21 protein-coding genes are annotated in these 20004 nt (G+C 53.8%); 13 read left to right on the top strand and 8 right to left on the bottom strand.

Annotation, left to right across the window (positions count from 1 at the left end; all coding sequences use genetic code 11):
* Positions 1-481: 481 nt before the first annotated feature.
* Positions 482-940 carry an RNA-binding protein gene (locus tag L1D43_RS18700; protein ID WP_239853954.1) on the top strand — a complete coding sequence of 153 codons (459 nt, stop codon included), beginning with the start codon at positions 482-484 and terminating at the stop codon, positions 938-940.
* Between the two features lie 49 nt (positions 941-989).
* On the opposite strand, the gene murI is transcribed toward L1D43_RS18700, so the two are convergent.
* On the bottom strand, positions 990-1790 hold the full coding sequence (gene murI / locus L1D43_RS18695) for a glutamate racemase (RefSeq protein ID WP_239853953.1): 801 nt from the start codon (positions 1788-1790) through the stop codon (positions 990-992).
* Between the two features lie 207 nt (positions 1791-1997).
* On the opposite strand from murI, the gene trmA reads away from it, so the two are divergent.
* On the top strand, positions 1998-3095 hold the full coding sequence (gene trmA / locus L1D43_RS18690) for a tRNA (uridine(54)-C5)-methyltransferase TrmA (protein WP_239853952.1): 1098 nt from the start codon (positions 1998-2000) through the stop codon (positions 3093-3095).
* 56 nt (positions 3096-3151) lie between these two features.
* On the opposite strand, the gene fabR is transcribed toward trmA, so the two are convergent.
* A complete protein-coding gene (gene fabR / locus L1D43_RS18685) occupies positions 3152-3766 on the bottom strand; it encodes an HTH-type transcriptional repressor FabR (protein ID WP_041509741.1) in 615 nt (204 codons plus the stop codon).
* A 144-nt stretch (positions 3767-3910) separates the two neighbouring features.
* On the opposite strand from fabR, the gene L1D43_RS18680 reads away from it, so the two are divergent.
* The 3 genes from L1D43_RS18680 (at position 3911) to mnmH (ending at position 7342) form a co-directional block, all read left to right on the top strand.
* Positions 3911-5017 carry a fatty acid desaturase gene (locus tag L1D43_RS18680; protein ID WP_239853951.1) on the top strand — a complete coding sequence of 369 codons (1107 nt, stop codon included), beginning with the start codon at positions 3911-3913 and terminating at the stop codon, positions 5015-5017.
* A gap of 166 nt (positions 5018-5183) precedes the next feature.
* Positions 5184-6227: a selenide, water dikinase SelD gene (gene selD / locus L1D43_RS18675; RefSeq protein WP_239853950.1), complete on the top strand. Its 1044-nt coding sequence runs from the start codon at positions 5184-5186 to the stop codon at positions 6225-6227.
* The gene (gene mnmH / locus L1D43_RS18670) at positions 6227-7342 is read left to right on the top strand and encodes a tRNA 2-selenouridine(34) synthase MnmH (RefSeq protein WP_239853949.1); all 1116 of its coding nucleotides are present in this window, start codon (positions 6227-6229) and stop codon (positions 7340-7342) included. The genes selD and mnmH overlap by 1 nt, the downstream gene beginning before the upstream one ends.
* A gap of 93 nt (positions 7343-7435) precedes the next feature.
* Here the strand turns inward: mnmH and L1D43_RS18665 are convergent, their stop codons facing one another.
* The 5 genes from L1D43_RS18665 to nudE all read right to left on the bottom strand — a co-directional run bounded on the left by L1D43_RS18665 (position 7436) and on the right by nudE (position 11876).
* Complete coding sequence (locus L1D43_RS18665) at positions 7436-9298, bottom strand: MFS transporter (RefSeq protein WP_239853948.1); 1863 nt, start codon at positions 9296-9298, stop codon at positions 7436-7438.
* Positions 9289-9909 (bottom strand): TetR-like C-terminal domain-containing protein, encoded by a 621-nt coding sequence (locus tag L1D43_RS18660; RefSeq protein ID WP_160795786.1) that lies wholly within the window; start codon positions 9907-9909, stop codon positions 9289-9291. The genes L1D43_RS18665 and L1D43_RS18660 overlap by 10 nt, the downstream gene beginning before the upstream one ends.
* Positions 9910-10016: 107 nt before the next feature.
* Positions 10017-10472, bottom strand: coding sequence for an N-acetyltransferase (locus tag L1D43_RS18655; RefSeq protein ID WP_160795784.1), 456 nt, complete (start codon positions 10470-10472; stop codon positions 10017-10019).
* A complete protein-coding gene (gene cysQ, locus L1D43_RS18650) occupies positions 10465-11277 on the bottom strand; it encodes a 3'(2'),5'-bisphosphate nucleotidase CysQ (protein ID WP_041509710.1) in 813 nt (270 codons plus the stop codon). Before cysQ ends, L1D43_RS18655 begins: the two co-directional genes overlap by 8 nt.
* Positions 11278-11330: 53 nt before the next feature.
* Complete coding sequence (nudE, locus tag L1D43_RS18645; protein ID WP_239853947.1) at positions 11331-11876, bottom strand: ADP compounds hydrolase NudE; 546 nt, start codon at positions 11874-11876, stop codon at positions 11331-11333.
* A gap of 95 nt (positions 11877-11971) precedes the next feature.
* On the opposite strand from nudE, the gene yrfG reads away from it, so the two are divergent.
* The 7 genes from yrfG to L1D43_RS18610 all read left to right on the top strand — a co-directional run bounded on the left by yrfG (position 11972) and on the right by L1D43_RS18610 (position 18915).
* Positions 11972-12646 (top strand): GMP/IMP nucleotidase, encoded by a 675-nt coding sequence (gene yrfG / locus L1D43_RS18640; RefSeq protein WP_239853945.1) that lies wholly within the window; start codon positions 11972-11974, stop codon positions 12644-12646.
* Between the two features lie 118 nt (positions 12647-12764).
* Entirely contained in the window at positions 12765-13382 is a 618-nt protein-coding gene (gene lexA / locus L1D43_RS18635; RefSeq protein WP_041509707.1) for a transcriptional repressor LexA, read from the top strand.
* Positions 13379-13888, top strand: coding sequence for a SulA-like leucine-rich domain-containing protein (locus tag L1D43_RS18630; protein WP_239853943.1), 510 nt, complete (start codon positions 13379-13381; stop codon positions 13886-13888). Before lexA ends, L1D43_RS18630 begins: the two co-directional genes overlap by 4 nt.
* A 398-nt stretch (positions 13889-14286) precedes the next feature.
* Complete coding sequence (gene coxB, locus L1D43_RS18625; protein ID WP_239853941.1) at positions 14287-15852, top strand: cytochrome c oxidase subunit II; 1566 nt, start codon at positions 14287-14289, stop codon at positions 15850-15852.
* Positions 15853-15888: 36 nt separating this feature from the next.
* On the top strand, positions 15889-17472 hold the full coding sequence (gene ctaD, locus L1D43_RS18620) for a cytochrome c oxidase subunit I (RefSeq protein ID WP_041509704.1): 1584 nt from the start codon (positions 15889-15891) through the stop codon (positions 17470-17472).
* 1 nt (position 17473) lies between these two features.
* Entirely contained in the window at positions 17474-18043 is a 570-nt protein-coding gene (locus tag L1D43_RS18615; protein WP_239853940.1) for a cytochrome c oxidase assembly protein, read from the top strand.
* Complete coding sequence (locus L1D43_RS18610) at positions 18040-18915, top strand: cytochrome c oxidase subunit 3 (protein ID WP_239853939.1); 876 nt, start codon at positions 18040-18042, stop codon at positions 18913-18915. The genes L1D43_RS18615 and L1D43_RS18610 overlap by 4 nt, the downstream gene beginning before the upstream one ends.
* Before the next feature lie 19 nt (positions 18916-18934).
* Here the strand turns inward: L1D43_RS18610 and L1D43_RS18605 are convergent, their stop codons facing one another.
* Complete coding sequence (locus L1D43_RS18605; protein ID WP_041509701.1) at positions 18935-19153, bottom strand: DUF2909 family protein; 219 nt, start codon at positions 19151-19153, stop codon at positions 18935-18937.
* Here L1D43_RS18605 and L1D43_RS18600 point away from each other — a divergent pair.
* On the top strand, positions 19152-19895 hold the full coding sequence (locus L1D43_RS18600; protein ID WP_239853937.1) for an SURF1 family protein: 744 nt from the start codon (positions 19152-19154) through the stop codon (positions 19893-19895). The two genes, L1D43_RS18605 and L1D43_RS18600, sit on opposite strands and share 2 nt — an antisense overlap.
* The last annotated feature ends 109 nt before the right edge of the window (positions 19896-20004 follow it).

Genomic DNA, 20004 nt, shown 5'->3' with positions numbered 1-20004 from the left:
TCAATACCTGTGAGTGTCCACACAGATTACTTGATAAATTGTTAAAGAGCATTTGCACATCTCGGTAGTTCCGAGTGGCTAGGGCTGCGTATTCTACGCAATCCCTTGTTCGCGTCAAGCAGTTTTTGCAAACTTTTTGAGGCTTCACTTTTCAGTGACTGACCACCCTATCGCCTTAGCTACCAAGTGTTTCGACGCCGCGTTATCTGCTTTGCCGTGTCAGTGGATGCGCATTATAGGCAGTTCTGACTTGGGCGCAAGGGCTTTTTCAACGATCGGCGATCGCAAGTCGATCTTTTAATCGCTTCGCTGAATTAAGAAACAAAATGAGGGGAAATCACACAGAACCAATCGGGATCATTCAATATCAAAGGCCGCTAAAGTTCGTTTTTTCATCAATATGCTAGTGTAATTGCTAATAATTCATTACCATATACGAGCTGTTAACAGTTAATTATCAATTCCTCAGAGAACCTATTATATGCAAAAGCCATTTCTTATTGTTTTGATTGTCGCCATCCTAGGCGCATTGGCAATATCTCAGTTCACACCAGAGCTTTATTCAGCGATCGCATTTTTTACTGGTGCTATTATTGCGAGTGTTATTTTCACACTTCAGCCATCTGCCGCTAACGCTACCAGTGGTGATACTTACACTGGCCCCACTATGACACTCTATGTAGGCAATCTGCCTTACCGTGTACATGAAGGTGAAGTGAAAGAGCTATTTGGCAAATATGGCCCTGTTAGCTCGGTGAGATTGGTTCGCGATCGCAAGACGGGACGTCGTAAAGGTTTTGGCTTTATTGAGATGTCTGAAGCGGGCGCTAAGAAGGCGATGGCCAAGCTGAACGAATTCGAATTCCAGGAGCGTACGCTCAAGGTTCGTGAAGCCAAGTCTCAAGACACAGATAAAAACGAAGCAGCACAGGCCAGCTAATTTAATCCAGCTTATCTGACATTAGCTTTATCTTTAGCGGCACCAGAGCTTAGCTGCCGGTTTTCATCAGGCTATCGTTAAAGGCGGTAGCCGAACTGAATCCCCAGGCAGCTAAGGTCTTACTTAACCCCTCGGAAATCGTGTTCGTCGTGAACAGCGCCTGGCTCTTACCTCTCTCTCCGCTATTATCAGCATCGAGCAAACTCACCACCCTAGCCGCGATGGCATTGGATGAATCTAATAGATGCACAGACTCTCCCAACTCACGCTGCAGCTCTTCTCTCAAAATCGGAAAGTGAGTACATCCCAAGACTAAGGTATCCAGTCCAGACGCCTTTATCGGCTCCAGGATACGATGCAGCGCCTCGCGATCGACCGGCTTCTGAGCCATCTTATCCTCTGCCAGATAGACCAACTCAGAGGAGCCAAATCTGTCTACACGACAATTACTGGCAAACTGATCGATCAGATCTTGGGTATATTGGCGATTGACTGTCCCTGGAGTCGCCAGCAAACCCAGATGTTTCTTGTGCGATAGGGCCGCCGCGGGTTTGATGGCCGGCACCACCCCTACCACGGGAATGGTCAGGCAGCTTCTTAGTGCAGGCAGGATAAGCGTACTGGCGCTATTACAGGCCACCACCACGATATCGGCCTGGCATTGGGCAACCGCTTGACTAATTAAGGTGACACAACCCTGTACCAGTTCCTGTTCATCGAGTTCGCCATAGGGCAGCCTGGCATTGTCAAACAGATAACAGTAATTCGCACTGGGAAGCTGTTCTCGCACTGCCGCCAATATCGACAGACCTCCTACCCCAGAATCGAACACGAGTATATTTGCTGACAAATTGGCTCTCCTATCACTAAAAGGCTGGTACATAGAAGCAGGGATTTTTTCACATTCCCGATTAAAGCTAAAGCCATTGGGCTCACAATTGGCTTTTCAGGCGGGTTAATCGCCCGGGAAAGTCCGCTACAATGTTAGCCAACCCCTAGACATCAACGACAAGTAGTATACTATTTGCGCCCCCATAGACAGCAACGGTGTTAAGAAATGAATCTAGAAGCAATGGATCCTCAGCAATACGACGCGCAGCTCGATGTGAAACGTCAGAAACTAGCGCAGCTATTTGCCGACTTCGAGACACCCAAGCTGGAAGTGTTTGCCTCACAGAAGGCCCATTACCGCATGCGCGCCGAGTTCCGTGTCTGGCATGAGGGTGAAGATCTCTACTATTACATGTTTGATAAGGCGCTGAACCAGAAGGTTCGTTGCGACCAATTCTTACCGGCGAGCCAACTGATCAACGACATGATGCCCGAGCTGATGGCGGCCTTGCGCCCCAATCAGGTCCTGCGTCACAAGCTGTTCCAGGTGGACTTTCTCTCAACCCTCAGCGGTGAGATCTTAGTGTCACTGCTTTACCACAAGCAGCTCGATGCCCAATGGCAGCAGGAAGCCGAGGCGCTTAAGCAAGCATTATCGGCTAAGTTCAAGGTGAACATCATAGGCCGCGCCCGTAAGCAGAAGGTGGTGATGGATCGCGACTTCGTCATCGAATCCCTGCCGGTCAATGGCAAGGAGCTTATCTATAAGCAAGTTGAGAACAGCTTTACCCAGCCCAATGGTGAGGTAGCGATCAAGATGTTGGAGTGGGCCATAGATATCACACGTAATAGCAGTGGTGACCTATTGGAGCTCTACTGCGGCAACGGTAACTTCTCTATTGCCCTGGCGCAGAACTTCAACCGGGTATTGGCTACCGAGCTGGCCAAGCCATCAGTCGACTCGGCTCAGTACAATATCGAGGCGAACCAGATTGACAACCTACAGATAATCCGCATGTCGGCGGAAGACTTTACCGATGCGCTGGCCAAGAAGCGCAGCTTCAGACGTTTAGAGGGCGTGGATCTGGACAGCTATGATTGCAACACCATATTTGTCGACCCGCCGCGAGCCGGCCTAGATGACAATACCCTGTCTATGGTGCAGGGCTATGAGCGGATCCTCTATATCTCTTGTAACCCCAACACCCTGCTGGACAACCTCAAGGTGCTGGACAAGACCCACAAGATCACCCGCTTCGCGCTATTCGATCAGTTCCCCTACACAGATCATATGGAATCAGGCGTGTTGCTAGAACGACGCTGATCCAAAACAAGCATCAAAAAAGGGGCCAACAGGCCCCTTTTTTCATACAGATAACTCTAGCGATGTTCCATCTTCTGCTGCAGGCATTCGGCGCCTTTAGCCACCATGCGCAGCTGAATCACCAGGCGATCGGCCAAGATCTTACGATCGACCCGCTTCATGTCCAGCGCTGCCGCCCCGGCGTTAAACACTAAGGTCACTAAGGCCTCCGCCTGAGCCCTGGCCAACTCGGGGGTTCGCTTAGTAGTCGCCTCTGTGTAGTGAGCTAACTCTGAGATGAAATGTTCTATCTCTCTGGCCACCGCCGCACGAAACGGTGCCGAGGTGCCCGAGCGTTCATGCAGCAGGATACGAAAAACGTTGGGATTAGACTCCAGTACCTCCATAAAGGTATCGACTGAAATTCGAATCACGCTACCACCGGCCTCGGCACGCTGGCGCCCCTTGCGCATCATCTGTCTCAGGGTCAGCCCCCCCTCATCCACCATGGTGAGCCCCAGCTCATTCATATCTTTAAAATGACGATAGAAGGAGGTTGGCGCTATGTTGGCCTCGCGTGCCACTTCCCGCAGACTCAGGCTAGAAAAGCTGCGTTCGGCACTTAATTGATTAAATGCCGCATCGACCAAGGCGCGACGCGTTTTTTCTTTCTGCTGTGCTCTGATACCCATCATGATGAATCCACTAGATAAAACTCAATCTGGCAATCATACCTTCTTTAAGGCAAAAACGCAGCCCGCCTTGACCTGCCCTATTAAGTCGGTAGAATTGGCGTACAGCTGTACGCTCAAGTAAAAAAGAATCTGGACACTATAATGAAAAAACCTCCCCTCATCTGGACCAATATTCTCCTATTTGCCATCACCTTCTTAGGTGCTGTCATTCTCGTACCTTGGTACGGCATCACCTATGGCTATGGCATGGCAGAATGGGTTGCCTTTGTCGGGCTCGCCTTCGCCAGCGGTTTGTCGATAACCGCGGGATACCACAGGCTCTGGTCCCATCGCACCTATAAGGCGCACTGGTCGGTACGTTTTCTTTTTGCCTTGGGCGGTGCCTTAGCACTGCAAAATAGCGCCCTGCATTGGTCGTCGGATCACCGTATCCACCACAAGCATGTGGATGACAACGACAAGGACCCCTATTCGGCTAACATGGGTTTCTGGTACAGCCATATCGGCTGGATGCTTAGGGAGTATCAGGCGCAGCGTTATCACGATTATAAGAACGTCCGTGATCTGCAAAATGAGAAAATTGTGATGTGGCAGCACAAATATTACCTGCCGCTACTCCTCATCATGAATATTGGCCTACCGGCACTATTGGGCTGGCTCAACGGCGATGTGTGGGCCATGTTGCTCATGGCGGGTCTGCTACGCCTGGTTGTCGTGCATCACTGCACCTTCTTCATCAACTCGCTCGCGCATATTTGGGGCAGCCAGCCATACACAGATAAGAACACGGCACGAGACAACGGCGTGTTGGCGCTGTTTACCTATGGCGAGGGTTATCACAACTTCCACCACATCTTCGAAAACGATTATCGCAACGGCATCCAATGGTGGCATTACGATCCTACCAAATGGTTGATCAACACCATGGCCTGGACCGGACTGGCCAACAACCTCAGGGTCACCCCCCAGGAGCGCATCGAGAGTGCCAAGCTACAGATGCAGTTGAAAAAGGCGCAACACAAGGCCACACAGCTTGCCAACCACGAAGAGATCCTGGAAAAAATTCAGGCGGAATATGAGCTGCTCAAGACGCATATTGCCGAGTACTACCAGGCGCATAAGGAACTGCTCGAGGCCAAGCGCAAACAGCTAACCACACATCAGCTGATGCAGCAGGTAGAGCACCTGAAACAAGAACTGCTAACGCGCCAAAAACAGTGGAAGTCACTCACCACAGGCTTTGCCTAACCCATTCTCGAAGAGGCCATCCCACGGGGTGGCCTTTTTTCACTCTGAAATAAACAGGAATGATAGCGGCCTCCCGCCATTCATATCTAAGTTAGGCGATTGAAGTGCCGCACCTATGGGTCTATCATGAGCGGCTCTCCATTTTATCCAGAGATAGTTTGCGGTTATGTCAGTAGAAAAGATTAAACTCACCGAATACAGCCACGGTGCTGGCTGTGGTTGCAAGATTTCACCTAAGGTACTAGGCACCATACTGGCCTCTCAGCTACCCAGCTTTGACGATCCAAACATTCTGGTAGGTAATCAGACTCGTGACGATGCCGCCGTTTATCGCCTCAACGATGAGACTGGCATCATCAGCACCACAGACTTCTTCATGCCGATAGTGGATGATCCCTTTACCTTCGGCCGCATCGCGGCGACTAATGCCATCAGCGATATCTACGCCATGGGTGGCACGCCCATGATGGCCATCGCCATTCTGGGCTGGCCGGTCAATGTCTTGCCAGCGGAAATTGCCCAGCAGGTGGTCGATGGCGGACGCCAGGCCTGTAAAGATGCCGGTATCATGTTGGCTGGCGGCCACAGCATCGATGCGCCCGAGCCTATCTTCGGTCTCGCGGTGACAGGCCAGATCCCCCTAAACGAACTCAAACAAAACGACACGGCCAAGGCGGGTGACAGACTCTATCTGACCAAGCCGCTAGGTATCGGCATACTCACAACGGCGCAGAAGCAGAAGAAGCTTGCCGAGCAAGATATCAATATTGCCCCTGACGCCATGTGTCAGCTGAACAAGATAGGCGCCACCATTGCCAAGATCCCAGGCGTTAACGCCATGACAGATGTGACAGGCTTTGGCTTGGCAGGCCACCTCATCGAGATGTGCCAAGGCGCAACGCTGGCGGCCAAAGTCGATCTGAGCGCCCTACCCTTGCAGCCTAAGGCAATGGACTACCTCAAGCTTGGCTGCATTCCAGGTGGCACCCATCGCAACTACGACAGCTACGGCGAGCATCTGCCCCAGGTGAACGACGAGCAGAAAGCTCTATTGTGCGACCCGCAAACCAGCGGCGGCTTGCTGATTGCCGTATCAAACAGTCATGAGGCCGAGCTGCTTGCTCTGCTAGAAAAAGAGGGGCTGCCCACACAATGTATTGGTGAGCTAGTGCCTCAAACCGAGTCGCAGCCACTGGTGGAACTGATCTAATGGGCCACCTAAACGACAAGATTATCCCCGCGAGTGAATATGCTCGCATCCTGGCATCTGACCATCCCATCATGGATGTTCGCGCCCCCATAGAATTTACCAAGGGCGCCTTTCCCGTCAGTAGCAACCGTCCCCTGATGCGTGACGATGAGCGACAACAAGTGGGAACCTGTTATAAGGAACGAGGCCAGGACGCCGCCATCGCCCTCGGTCATTCCCTGGTATGCGGCGAGGTCAAACAGCAGCGTGTCGATGCCTGGCTCGCCTATCTCGACGCTCATCCCGAAGCCTATCTCTATTGCTTTCGTGGCGGACTGCGCTCTCAGCTGACTCAGCAATGGTTAGCCGAGGCCGGTAGAGCCGTGCCCTACATTCAAGGCGGCTATAAGGCGATGCGTCAGTTCCTTATCGACACCATAGACAGGGCGCCGGAGGTGAAACCTATGTTGATCCTCAGCGGCATAACCGGCAGCGGTAAGACAGATTTTCTGTTGCAGCGGCAAGAGGCAGTCGATCTCGAAGGGCTCGCCCATCATAGGGGCTCGAGTTTCGGTCGCTACCATGAGGCGCAGCCGACGCAGATCAACTTCGAAAATGGCTTAGGGGTCGCCCTGTTGAAACACCAACAGAGCGCCGCGCGGGATCTGCTGCTAGAAGATGAGAGCTATCTCATCGGACGCTCTGCGCTACCCAAGGCTTTCTACATGGGGATGCAGACCGCCAGCGTCGTCATCCTTGAAGAACCGCTGGAGGCCAGGCTGACACGTCTGCTGGACGAATATGTCCATAAGATGCATCAAGGCTATGTAGAGCGTCTGGGCGAAGAGGCCGGATTCGACGCATTTAGTGAGTATCTGGCAAACAGCATCTCAGGCATCAAGAAACGCCTCGGCGGTAAGCAACACGACGAGCTGCAACAGCTGATAAGAGACGCATTAGCGGTGCAGCTACAGCGTGGCGATACCCAGGCGCACCTTGAGTGGATCGAATTGCTACTCAGCAAATATTACGATCCCATGTATCAGTATCAGATAGCCAAGAAAGCCGAGCGGGTGATCTTCCAGGGCGACCATAAGGCTATGCATCAATGGCTGGATGAATACGCCGTTCGCTAGCACACTAAAACCTTATAAAGTGAAACCACCGAAAACATAAAGCCAGGTATGATGCCTGGCTTTATGTTTAACCCTTGCAAAAACGGCAAGCCGCTAGGATGCGGGTAACATGGCCTCGACCCGCTCGCGCAGCAGATGGCGGTTAGCCTCGGTACCCGACACCACATCATCGAGATCAACCGATATCTTAGACCAGAAGCGTTTGGGTCTGGTGCTCAGGGCATGCCCATCCTTATGACTGAAGTAGGAGCCCCAGAGGCCACTGAGCGCCATGGGGATCACTGGGACAGGATCGCGGGCGAGGATCTTGTCGATGCCGGGGCGGAATTCGCCCAGCTCACCGTTAGGGGTCAGGCGTCCCTCGGGAAAGATACACACCAAGTCTCCATTGGCCAGCGCCTGATGAATAGCCTCGAACGCCTGATTATAGGTTGCCTCACACTGGCGCGGGGAACAGATGGGGATCACTCCCGCGTGGCGAAACAGATACTTGAGCAGCGGCATCTCGCTGATAGATTTATCCATCACGAAACGGATCGGACGGGTCGAGGCGCCCATGATGATCAAGGCATCCACATAGCTCACATGGTTGCACACTATGATGCCGGCACCTTCGCTAGGCAGCTTGTCGCGGCCGGTCACAGTAACGCGATACAAAATATGGCTCAGCAGATAGCTGACAAATCTCTGGGTAAACTCAGGCACCTGACTATAGACATACAGGGCAACCACGGCATTGAGCAGCGCCAACAATAAGAAGAGATCTGTAATGCTCCAACCTAGGCCCTCCAACAGCAGAATAGACAGCGCAGCCGAGACCACCATGAACAGGGCATTCATTATGTTGTTTGCGGCGATTGCCTGAGCACACTCACCCCTATCGGCGCGCGACTGAATGAAGGCATACAGAGGCACGATAAACAGACCACCGCTCACCCCCACCATAAACAGGGCAAACATCACCCGGTAATGCTGCGACTCGGCGATGAAGCTACTAAAGCTATAGACGGTCTCGGCCTGGGCCGGCAACTCGGGGAGTGACCACAGCAGATCCACGCCAAACAGGGTCAGCCCGGCCACACCGAAGGGCAAGAGACCCAATTCCACGTGTCCAAAAGAGAAACGCTCACACAGGAAGGAGCCCACCGCGATACCGATAGAGAATAGGGCCAACAAGAGCGACACCACTGTCGCATCCGCATGCAGGTGCAGCTTGGCAAAGTTGGGGAACTGAGTCAGATAGGTCGCCCCGAGAAACCAGAACCAGCTGATCGCCAAGATGGCCATCCAGATACTCGGGGTCTTTCTGACTTTAGCTATGCTGCGCCAGGTGCCCGACAAGGGCGCGAAACGAATCTTAGTGATCGCGCCTTGAGGCGGCATGGCTGGAATCGCCCGGCTGGCCAGGTAACCGGCAACGGCCAGCACAAACACGGTCGCCGCGGTAGCGATAATGCCCTTGTCGCTGGCCACCAGAAGCCCGGCGCTGAGTGTGCCTATCAGGATCGACAAGAAGGTGCCCATCTCTACCCAGGCATTACCCGTCACCAGCTCATCTTCCGCTAAGGCCTGAGGCAGGAGCGAATATTTTACCGGCCCGAAATAGGCCGACTGGCTGCCGGTTAAGAAGAGCAACACTAACATCACCATATAACTCTGGCTCAGAATCGCCATGGCCGCGCAGGACATGATCACCAGCTCCAGCTGCTTTAAGCGTCTGATCAATTTGGCCTTATCCATGTTGTCGGCCACCACTCCCGCGTGGGCGGAAAACAAGAAGAAAGGCAGGATAAACACGCCGGCGGCGAGGTTAACGAACAGGTTTACGCTGATGGGCAGTTCCTCTATCTGGCTATAGGTCACCATCAGAAGCAGCACATTCTTGTAGATATTGTCGTTGAGTGCCCCCAGGCACTGAGTGGCAAAATAGGGAAAAAACCGCTTGGTTAACAGCATAACGCCTCCTTGTGATAACCCAATCCTTTAAGTTGAACCGCGATATGGTGGCGAATGGCCTCCTCGATACTTATCCCGGGAGCAAAGAGCTTATCGTCCAGCGCCAGACACACCAAGCCATGCACGCCCCCCCACAGGGCTCGGCTCGCCAGTAATCGTTGCTCACCGGATAGCTCGGGCAACAGCTCGCCCAGGCAAGACTCTATCAAGGCAAACAGCTGCGCAATAAGCCGGGCATGATGCTCGCTCAGCCCCTGCTCATCGGTTGCCTTAAGCTCGAAGATCAGCTGAAAGGCTCTAGGCTGCTCGAAGGCAAATTGCTGGTAGGCGTTGGCCATCGCCTCGAGTGGATTCGAGTCATAGGCTTGAGAGACTTGTGCATTAGAAACCAGGCACTGGTAAAGCTGATCCAGCGTCAACTCGGCGACGGCTAGTAGCAGACCCTGATAGCTCCCGAAGAGATTCACCAGGGTGCTGGGCACATAGCCGACAACTTGAGCCACCTTGCGCAGGCTCAGGCTATCGAGTGACTCGACCGCCAAATGCTGCAGCACGGCGGCGGTTGCCATCGCCCGAATCTCATCATGAGTATGTTCCTTACGTCTTGCCATCTCGGCTCCATCCCTCTGTCAATTTGCGTTCAAGTTACCAGCAAGCAAAATAAAAAACAATGTTCATAATAAGATTGTTTTTCGGCGACCAGAATAAAGAGGGAAATTTATCGGCTGAGTGTCATGAGAACTCTGTCTTCGTCTGGACCGAAGTAGTCGGCCTCCAGCCCTTGCTCGACAAAGCCTAACCTGGCATAGAGGTGCCTAGCAGGATTATCCGGCGCTACCGTGAGCTTCACCTGTGTCACGCTAGCGGGTAGCGCGCTCAAGGACTCTACAATCAAACGCCTGCCTATGCCTCGCCCCTGAGCGGCACTATCGACTGCGACCGAGAGGATCCAGGCACTATCTACCCGTTCGCTCCTGGCCAGCAGTATGTAGCCCAGTAGACACTCGTTTTCGTCACAAGCGACTCGCAGGCCGCTTGGCCAGCAGTCGAAACTCTGACGAAAGAAGAAGTCTGGATAGGCATGAGCACCAAATAGTCCCTGCTCCAGACGATAGAGCGCCTGCAGCTGGTGCTTACCAGCCGCCTTGATAGAAATATGAGGGAGATTATTCACGGGTTAACAGCTCGTCCCATGGCAGGTGGGTCGATCCCACGACGATAAAGTTGGGATTCTCTAGTGATTCGCGCTCGTTATAACTCAGTGGCTGTAGCTCGAGATCCATCACCTGGCCGCCCGCTTCTTCGATGATGATCTGCGCCGCGCCCGTGTCCCACTCACCCGTGGGACCGATACGCACATAACAGTCGGCGCGACCTTCTGCCACCAGACAGCTCTTAAGCGCCGCACCACCCAACACCACTAGCTCGCAGTGTTTAGGGTGATTGAAAAGCTTCAATACAGATTGGGGATCCTGACGACGGCTCACCGCCAGGCGCAAACAAGGTTCATCATCTGTGGTGAGCTGTTTGCTGGCGATACGCACCTCGCCCTTGCTGCTGCGCTTATAGGCGCCCAGCCCCGCAATGGCGTAATAGACCACGCCCGTCATAGGCACATAGACTACGCCCATGATAGGGCGATTGTGCTCGACCAGGGCGATGATCACCGAGAAGTCACCGCTACCGGCAATAAACTCGCCCGTGCCATCTAGGGGATCGACTAACCAGTAGCGCTGCCAGTCGGCGCGCTCGACGTAGGGGATATCGGCATCTTCTTCGGATAAAACCGGGATCTCAGGGGTGAGACTGTTAAGCTGGGAAGCGATGATCTTATGGGCCGCGATATCGGCAGAGGTCACCGGGGTATTGTCGGATTTCACCTCTTTGTCAAAACTGCCCTCGAGGTAGATCCCTTTAATGGCTTCTCCCGCCTCGATGGCAATCGAAATCGCCTGCTCAACATACTCTTCTGGCTTCATCACAACTCCAACAGCCTACATCTGGCAATGCCTAATATGATAATTCGGATTAACTACTTTAGTTTTAGATGTTTCTGTGCCAAAAACAAGGCGCTAACGCTTCGAGATTCGGAAAAGTCATCTTCTAATAACAACTCAGACCACTGGCTCAATGGCCAGCGTACCACCTCTATGGGTTCGGGCTCGTCACCCTGCAATCGACTCTCATACAGATCTTCGGCGACGAAGATCTGCATCTTGCTGGCAAAGTAGCCAGGCGCCAGGCTTAACTCCATCAGATGGGTCAACTTACGGGCACCAAAGCCGATCTCCTCCTGCAGCTCACGGTTGGCCGCCTGGGCATGGGTCTCGCCGGGATCCACCAGGCCTTTGGGGAAGCCCAGCTCGTAACTATGGGTGCCTGCCGCATATTCGCGTCCCAGCAGGAGTTCCTCGCCATGCACAGGCACCACCATCACGGCGCCGCGGGTATTACCCTTCATGCGCTCATATTGGCGCTCAACCTGATTCGAAAATTTTAAATGCACCTGCTCTATCTGGAACAGACGGCTCTGGGCAACAACTTCGGCATGTAGGATCTGCGGCTTTTTGTCCGACATTGAACTTCCTGAAAAATGGCGTTTGCTTAACCACTCAATCTTACTATGATGGGCCTAATCCACAACTCAAACCAAGGAATTTTTTTACTACCTTTATGTTTCCCTGGAATAAGATAGATACCGTATTGTTAGACATGGACGGTACCCTGCTGGATCTGCATTTCGACAACCACTTCTGGCTCAGCCTGGTGCCTCAGGCCTTGTGTCAGCAGCGGCAGATCCCACCGGCCGAGGCCCAGCAACTGGTAGAGAGTGCCTATGCCAAGGTCTTCGGCACCCTGGAGTGGTATTGCCTCGAATATTGGCAACAGGAGTTGGGTCTGGACATTCTGGCGCTGCATCACACCCTGGTCGACAGGATCCAGCTGCGTCAGGACAGCATGCCCTTTCTCGGCACGCTCGCCAAATACGGCAAGCGGCGCATCTTAGTCACCAACGCCCATCCCCACAGTCTGGCGTTGAAGCTCAAACATACCGAACTGGCTAGCGGGTTAGACGAGATGCTCTCCAGCCACACGACAGGCTATCCCAAGGAGCATCCCAAGTTCTGGCGTCACCTGTTTAATGAGTTTTCCCTGGATCCCAGCCGCTGCCTGTTTATCGACGACAGTGAGCCCATTCTACTGGCGGCCCAAAAAGCCGGCGTAGGCTATCAGCTAGGGATCAAGAATCCCGACAGCCAAAAGCCGCACAAGCAGTTTGCCGACTTCCCTGCCATCGACGATTACCATCATCTACTCGTCTCCCTAGAACAGGCTCAACGAGACTAGCCGCCTGCGCTTTACGCGCTAATCGCTTGATGTGACTGACAGAAAATCTGGTTAATACTTGCACTGTATAAAATACTGTATATACTGACAGGTACTGTATGGAAAGACAGGATTAATCATGAGACCCTTAACCCCGAGACAAGCCGAGATTTTAGATCTGATTAAACGCAATATTGCCGACACTGGCATGCCGCCTACCCGTGCGGAAATTGCGCGTCGCTTAGGCTTTAAGAGTGCCAATGCTGCCGAGGAACACCTCAAGGCGCTGGCCAAGAAAGGTTGCATCGAAATCATGCCCGGCACCTCACGCGGTATTAAGCTGACCCAAGAGGAAGAGCCTGAAGATCTCGGTCTGCCTCTAATCGGCCAGGTTGCCGCCGGTGAGCCCATTCTGGCCCAGGAGCATGTGGAGCAGCACTATCAGGTTGATCCAAGCATGTTCCGCCCCAGCGCAGACTTCCTGCTGAGGGTCAAGGGTGACAGTATGAAAGATATCGGCATTCTCGAAGGCGATCTGCTGGCAGTACATAAGGTCGAACAGGCCAGAAACGGTCAGATCATCGTTGCCCGCGTGGAAGACGATGTCACGGTTAAACGCTTCGAGAAGCGCGGCAGCACCGTGTTCCTTCATGCAGAAAACGAAGAATATTCCCCTATCGTCGTCGATCTCACCACTCAGAGCCTGAGTATCGAAGGCCTGGCCGTTGGCGTGATTCGAAATGGAGACTGGCAATGAACAACCTAATGGGCATGGCGCCACGTCATCCAGGACTTTGGGTCGATCTCGACAGCTCGCTTAAGCGCGGCGATGGCAACACTATCTCTACCACGGCAAGTTCGACTCAGGGCAAGCAGGAGCTCCAGGCCCTCACCCCTGAGCTAGCCAGACTCAGTCAGCAGGGGCAATGGGTGGTGCTGATCAGCCCGCCAAACATAGGCTACAAACAGATGCTGGCCGACGGCGGTGTTCGCATGGACCGTATATTACTTGTGCACACCAAGGATGAGGTCGAAACCCTGTGGGCGATGGAAAAAGCCCTCACAAGTGGTACATCCAGTGCGGTGATCTGCTGGGCACAAACCCTGGATGCCCGTGACAGTCGTCGCCTACAGATAGTCGCCAAGAATACCCGCGCATTAGGGGTAGTGATCGAAGATGCGAACGGTCACTTACCTGCCAGCCCGTTTTCCCAAGAGGATCTCAGCGGTCAGCCCTCGAATCTGTTTAGCTCGCTACACTAATCATCCTCGCACTACCTTTCCATACAAACGCCCCGCAAGGGGCGTTTTTGTGTCTGTTTTGTTTAGCAAAATAAAATAAAAGTGATCTTGATCAATATTTAAACAGCCATTAAGTTAGTAATAGATATCAACGATTATTTGTTATATCGCACAATTTGGTTGTCGGCTTGAGCGGCGAAAATAATCTTGTAACACCTCGCCCACGGAAGCTGAAATTGGTCTGATATATTCAGCCGTAAGTGCAAGCGTGGTCACCACCAACAGAACAAGAGTTTCACCACCGACGCACTTTGAAGTCATCGTTGCTTTTTTGGGAACTGAAGAGTTTGCATAGAGCCGAGACATACTGTGTGGCTCTTCTTTGTAGTTGCCTTCGCAATTGACAGAGGAGAAGTCTAGTGAAGCAAGTGTTGTGTTGTTTGCTGGCGTTGCTATTTACGCCCACCATACTCGCAGCAGATATGCCCCTGAACATGACATCAGGGGTCACAGAGATCAGTAATAAGGTGTTTAGCCTGCATATGACGATTCTCTATATCTGTTGCGCCATAGGCCTGGTCGTCTTTGGCGTGATGATCTACGCCATCATCAACCATAGACGTTCTAAGGGTGCCGTCGCGGCAAACTTTCATGAGAGCACTAAGGTAGAGATCGCCTGGACGCTCGTGCCTTTTGCCATCTTGATCCTCATGGCCATCCCAGCCACTAAGACACTGATCGCCATGGAAGATCCCAGCAATGCCGATCTCACCATTAAGATCACAGGTTCCCAATGGAAATGGCACTACAGCTACTTCGATCAAGACATAAGCTACTACAGCCTACTCGCCACTCCCAGAGAACAGATAGAGGGCAAGGAGGACAAAGGCGAACACTATCTGCTGGAGGTCGACAAACCGCTGGTGCTGCCGGTCAATCGTAAGATCCGCTTCCTGATGACCTCGGAGGATGTGATCCACTCCTGGTGGGTGCCGGCCTTCGCGGTGAAGAAGGATGCTAACCCAGGCTTCATCAACGAGGCCTGGACCCGCATCGACAAGCCAGGCATCTACCGCGGCCAGTGCGCCGAGCTTTGCGGCAAGGATCACGGCTTCATGCCGATCGTGGTGCAGGTGCTTTCCGAGGCCGATTTCGACAACTGGATTGTCGAGCAGGAGGCACAGGCCAGCGCGGCCGCCGCCGAGGCGCAGGCCGCACTGTCGAAAACCCTGTCGAAAGAAGAGCTGATGGCCCAGGGCGAACAGGTGTATATGGCGCGCTGCGCAGCCTGCCACCAGCCAAATGGCGCCGGCCTCCCGGGTGTATTCCCCTCGCTCATCGGCAGTCCAATCATAAAAGGCCCTGTCGCCGATCACATCTCTGTGGTGCTACACGGTCGATCTGGCACGGCGATGCAGGCCTTCGCGCAGCAGTTGACCGCCACAGAAATTGCCGCCGTGGTGACCTACGAGCGTAATGCCTGGGGCAACGATAGCGGCGATATTGTTCAGGCAGCCGACGTTAACCAGGCAAGCTCAGGTGCACCAAGCGGCACAGATGCCGGTACAAATGCCGAGACGGCCCAGCCGACACCTCCACCAGCAGCCACAACGACCGAGTCAACCGAGCCGGCCTCCTCTAATGATGACGCTAAAGCAGTGGTTTTAGACGACCTCAGCATGGATGAGCTGATGGCTAAGGGCGAGCAGGTTTACCTCGGCCACTGCGCCGCTTGCCACCAGGCCACAGGCATGGGTCTGCCGGGCGCCTTCCCGGCACTCAAGGGCAGTGCCATCGCCACAGGGCCCGTTGATAACCACATCGACATAGTGCTTCACGGCAAGCCGGGTACCGCCATGCAGGCCTTTGCCAGCCAGTTAACGCCTCAGGAACTCGCTGCGGTGATCACCTTTGAGCGCAACGCCTGGGGTAACAACACAGGCGATATGGTTCAGGCAACAGACGTCAATCAAGCAGGTCAATAGGGAGGCATTATGAATGCAATAACGCGTGAAGCAGATATGGATGCCACTCATATTGGCGAACATTCGACCCACCATGAGGAGCACCCCACGGGAATAAAGCGTTGGCTGTTTACCACCAACCATAAAGATATCGGTACCCTCTATCTCTGGTTTAGTTTCATCATGTTCTTAACCGGCGGCGCCATGGCCATGGTGATCCGTGCCGAGCTTTTCCAACCGGGTCTGCAACTGGTGGAGCCGAACTTCTTCAACCAGATGACCACGGTACATGGTCTGATCATGGTATTCGGCGCCGTGATGCCAGCCTTTACCGGCCTGGCTAACTGGCTGATCCCTATGATGATAGGGGCGCCAGACATGGCCCTGCCGCGCATGAACAACTGGAGCTTCTGGATCTTGCCCTTCGCCTTTGCGATCCTGATTAGCTCGCTGTTTATGGAGGGCGGTGGCCCTAATTTTGGCTGGACCTTCTATGCCCCGCTGTCGACGGCCTATAGCCCGGACAGTACGGCCTTGTTTGTCTTCTCGGTACACATCATGGGGATCAGCTCCATCATGGGCGCCATCAATGTGATCGTCACCATAGTCAACATGCGCGCCCCCGGTATGACCTGGATGAAGCTGCCACTGTTTGTCTGGACCTGGCTGATCACCGCCTTCCTGCTGATCGCCGTGATGCCAGTGCTTGCCGGTGTGGTCACCATGGTACTGACCGACAAGTTCTTCGGCACCAGCTTCTTCGATGCCGCCGGCGGTGGTGATCCTGTGATGTTCCAGCATATCTTCTGGTTCTTCGGCCACCCCGAGGTCTACATCATGATCTTGCCATCCTTCGGCATCATCTCGGCCATAGTACCGGCCTTCAGCCGCAAGAAGCTGTTTGGCTACTCCTCCATGGTATACGCCACCGCCAGCATCGCGATCCTCTCGTTCCTGGTCTGGGCCCACCACATGTTTACCACAGGGATGCCGGTGTTCGCCGAGCTCTTCTTCATGTACTGCACCATGCTGATCGCCGTACCGACCGGGGTGAAGGTATTCAACTGGGTAGCCACCATCTGGCGCGGCTCACTTACCTTCGAGACCCCCATGCTGTTCTCGCTGGCCTTCATCATCCTCTTCACCATAGGCGGCTTCTCCGGGTTGATGCTGGCCATCACGCCGGTGGATTTCCAGTACCACGATACCTACTTCGTCGTGGCTCACTTCCACTATGTGCTGGTGTCGGGCGCCATCTTCTCCATCATGGCGGCGGCTTATTATTGGCTGCCTAAGTGGACGGGACACATGTATAGCGAGAAGCTGGGCAAGCTGCATTTCTGGTGCTCCGTCATCTCGGTGAATGTGCTCTTCTTCCCCATGCACTTCCTGGGACTGGCGGGCATGCCGAGACGTATTCCAGACTACTCGATTCAATTTGCCGATGTGAACCAAATTGTCTCTATCGGTGGTTTCGCCTTCGGCCTGTCGCAACTGATCTTCCTAGTGGTGGTGATCAAGTGCATTCGCGGCGGCGAGGCGGCTCCCAGCAAGCCATGGGATGGCGCCGAGGGTCTGGAGTGGACCCTGCCAAGCCCGGCCCCCTACCATTCATTCTCGACACCACCCGAGGTGAAATAGCATGACGGACACTAAGGCGTACTCCAACCGTAAGCTGATCGGCCTATTGCTACTAGGTTGCGTGGGCATGTTTGGATTCGGATTCGCCTTGGTGCCCCTATACGATGTGCTATGTGAAAAATTAGGCATCAATGGTAAGACGCAATCGACCGCCGCCGAATATAAGGCGGTGACCATAGACACCAGTCGTACGGTAACGGTCGAATTTATGGCTCAGACTCAGAAAGATATGCCCTGGGTCTTCGCCCCCGAGATGAAACGTATTCAGGTGCATCCGGGTGAGGTGATCCGTACTCAGTTTCACGCCAAGAACCTCTCGGCACAGCAGATTGTCGGACAGGCGATCCCCTCTGTCTCACCGGGACAGGGCGCGGCCTACTTCCACAAGACGGAGTGCTTCTGCTTTAACCAGCAAAGACTCGAAGCCAATGCCGATGCGCAATTACCCTTGATCTTCTACGTCGATACCGAGCTGCCCGAGCAGATCTCGACACTGACCCTCTCTTATACGCTATACAACATCACCGACAAGGGGTACGTAGGTGATGTTGAGCAAGGAGCTGTGAAATGACAAGCAAACATGAACACTACTATGTCCCCGCCCAGAGCGCCTGGCCCATCATAGGTGCCGTCGGTCTCTTCCTGATCGCCTATGGCGCCGGCAGTTATGTACAGCAGTTACAGACGGAACAAACCAGCGGGGGTTATATCCTCACCGCAGGGATCGCCGTCATCCTCTACATGGTCTTCGGCTGGTTTAGGACAGTGATAGGCGAGTCCATGTCCGGCCTCTACTCTAAGCAGATGGATCGCTCCTTCCGCCAGGGAATGAGCTGGTTTATCTTCTCCGAGGTGATGTTCTTCGCCGCCTTCTTCGGTGCCCTGCTCTATGCCCGCACCATTGCCGTGCCTTGGCTCGGCGGCGCCTCAAACAATGCTATGACTCACGAGGTGCTCTGGCCCAATTTCCAGGCGGTCTGGCCCCTGGTGACCACACCCGATGGCACCAAGACGGAGGCCATGGGCTGGACGGGTCTGCCTCTGTACAACACCATCATACTGCTGACCTCGTCGGTCACCCTGCACTTCGCCCACGTGAGCCTGGAGAAGAGTAAACGCACCGCGCTCACCCTCTGGCTGGGGATCACCATACTCTTAGGTCTCGCCTTCCTCTTCCTCCAGGCGAAAGAGTATGCCCACGCCTATCAGGAGATGGGGCTGACCCTCTCCTCCGGCATCTATGGTAATACCTTCTTCCTGCTCACTGGATTTCACGGCATGCACGTGACCCTGGGAACCATCTTTCTGTTCGTGCTCTTCTTACGGGTATTAAAGGGGCATTTCACGCCTGATAAGCATTTCGCCTTCCAGGCGGGTAGCTGGTATTGGCACTTTGTGGATGTGGTCTGGCTCTGCCTGTTCGTATTCGTCTATGTCCTCTAAGGAGCCTTATGACCACCTATTAATAGGGTCTGGGATTTGGGGTGATCACCCCAAGTCCCAGGGCAATCAACAGCAAGAGCACCACCAGCACAGAGAAAAGCACACGCCGCCCCAGATACTGACTCATGGGCGCCTTGCTCTCTCCCTTCACCAAGACAAATAGGGCCCGGCCAAGATTAAAGATAATGAAGACCAACAGCAGTACTAAGACGACTTTAAACAGCAATATTTCGCTCATGAAGGCTCCCACAATTCGCGGCGGCACGATTTTTCTCGTTTTAGTTACTTTGCTGGTATTCACCGTCTTGGTCAAGTTGGGGCTGTGGCAACAAGGCAGAGCCGCCGAGAAGCAGGCACTGCAACAGGCGCTCGAACTCAAGCAGGCCGCCGCGCCGCTGGATTATCGGCAACTACTTAACCTAGCCGAGCACGAACCCCTCACCGGATACCGATTAGAAGTCACGGCGACGCCTGTAGACGCCCCCGCCATACTGCTGGATAACCAGGTCTATGAGGGCCGCGTCGGCTATCTGGCCTATCAGGTGATGCGTGTCGAAGCCGATGCGCCTTTGCTAATGGTCGAACTCGGCTTCATCGACAGTGGCCTAGACAGACAAAAGTTACCCCAAATAACACGAATGGCTCAGACGGTGACATTAAGCGGGCGTGTCTATCAGAGGGCTAGTAACCCCTTGAGCCAACACCTACTGCCCGAAGTGGGCGATCCCATGCGAATTCAAAACCTTAACCTGACCGAGCTATCTCAGCAGCTAGGCATGCCGTTGGCCCCCGCCATACTGCAACCCGAGGCGATACCGGGCGGCGCACTGCCACATCCCTGGCTGCCGATCCCCATGAGTGCACAGAAACACCAGGGCTATGCCCTGCAGTGGTTCTCCATGGCGACCGTCTTTCTAATGCTCATGACTTACCTGCTGATATTTAAGAGGAAAAATAAGGAATCCAGTGAAAACAAATGAGTGTCGTAACTTGTTGCGTAAAGACATCTGACCCTGTAGGTTAATCAATAGGCACCTTGATAAATAGGGTGCCTACCCAGGTAAATGGTCACTTCCTAGCCGTCTCGGG

The sequence above is a fragment of the Shewanella sp. Isolate8 genome, assembly GCF_022398495.1.
Lineage (GTDB): Bacteria > Pseudomonadota > Gammaproteobacteria > Enterobacterales > Shewanellaceae > Shewanella > Shewanella aquimarina.
This window is presented reverse-complemented; position numbering and strand designations above follow the sequence as displayed.

Bases quoted from the DNA above. Each gene is read 5' to 3' on its own strand.
- L1D43_RS18700 (WP_239853954.1), top strand. From the start codon at position 482: ATGCAAAAGCCATTTCTTATTGTTTTGATTGTCGCCATCCTAGGCGCA.
- trmA (WP_239853952.1), top strand. From the start codon at position 1,998: ATGAATCTAGAAGCAATGGATCCTCAGCAATACGACGCGCAGCTCGAT.
- fabR (WP_041509741.1), bottom strand. From the start codon at position 3,766: ATGGGTATCAGAGCACAGCAGAAAGAAAAAACGCGTCGCGCCTTGGTC.
- L1D43_RS18680 (WP_239853951.1), top strand. From the start codon at position 3,911: ATGAAAAAACCTCCCCTCATCTGGACCAATATTCTCCTATTTGCCATC.
- selD (WP_239853950.1), top strand. From the start codon at position 5,184: ATGTCAGTAGAAAAGATTAAACTCACCGAATACAGCCACGGTGCTGGC.
- mnmH (WP_239853949.1), top strand. From the start codon at position 6,227: ATGGGCCACCTAAACGACAAGATTATCCCCGCGAGTGAATATGCTCGC.
- L1D43_RS18665 (WP_239853948.1), bottom strand. From the start codon at position 9,298: ATGCTGTTAACCAAGCGGTTTTTTCCCTATTTTGCCACTCAGTGCCTG.
- L1D43_RS18660 (WP_160795786.1), bottom strand. From the start codon at position 9,909: ATGGCAAGACGTAAGGAACATACTCATGATGAGATTCGGGCGATGGCA.
- cysQ (WP_041509710.1), bottom strand. From the start codon at position 11,277: ATGAAGCCAGAAGAGTATGTTGAGCAGGCGATTTCGATTGCCATCGAG.
- nudE (WP_239853947.1), bottom strand. From the start codon at position 11,876: ATGTCGGACAAAAAGCCGCAGATCCTACATGCCGAAGTTGTTGCCCAG.
- yrfG (WP_239853945.1), top strand. From the start codon at position 11,972: ATGTTTCCCTGGAATAAGATAGATACCGTATTGTTAGACATGGACGGT.
- lexA (WP_041509707.1), top strand. From the start codon at position 12,765: ATGAGACCCTTAACCCCGAGACAAGCCGAGATTTTAGATCTGATTAAA.
- L1D43_RS18630 (WP_239853943.1), top strand. From the start codon at position 13,379: ATGAACAACCTAATGGGCATGGCGCCACGTCATCCAGGACTTTGGGTC.
- ctaD (WP_041509704.1), top strand. From the start codon at position 15,889: ATGGATGCCACTCATATTGGCGAACATTCGACCCACCATGAGGAGCAC.
- L1D43_RS18615 (WP_239853940.1), top strand. From the start codon at position 17,474: ATGACGGACACTAAGGCGTACTCCAACCGTAAGCTGATCGGCCTATTG.
- L1D43_RS18610 (WP_239853939.1), top strand. From the start codon at position 18,040: ATGACAAGCAAACATGAACACTACTATGTCCCCGCCCAGAGCGCCTGG.
- L1D43_RS18600 (WP_239853937.1), top strand. From the start codon at position 19,152: ATGAAGGCTCCCACAATTCGCGGCGGCACGATTTTTCTCGTTTTAGTT.
- L1D43_RS18605 (WP_041509701.1), bottom strand. From the start codon at position 19,153: ATGAGCGAAATATTGCTGTTTAAAGTCGTCTTAGTACTGCTGTTGGTC.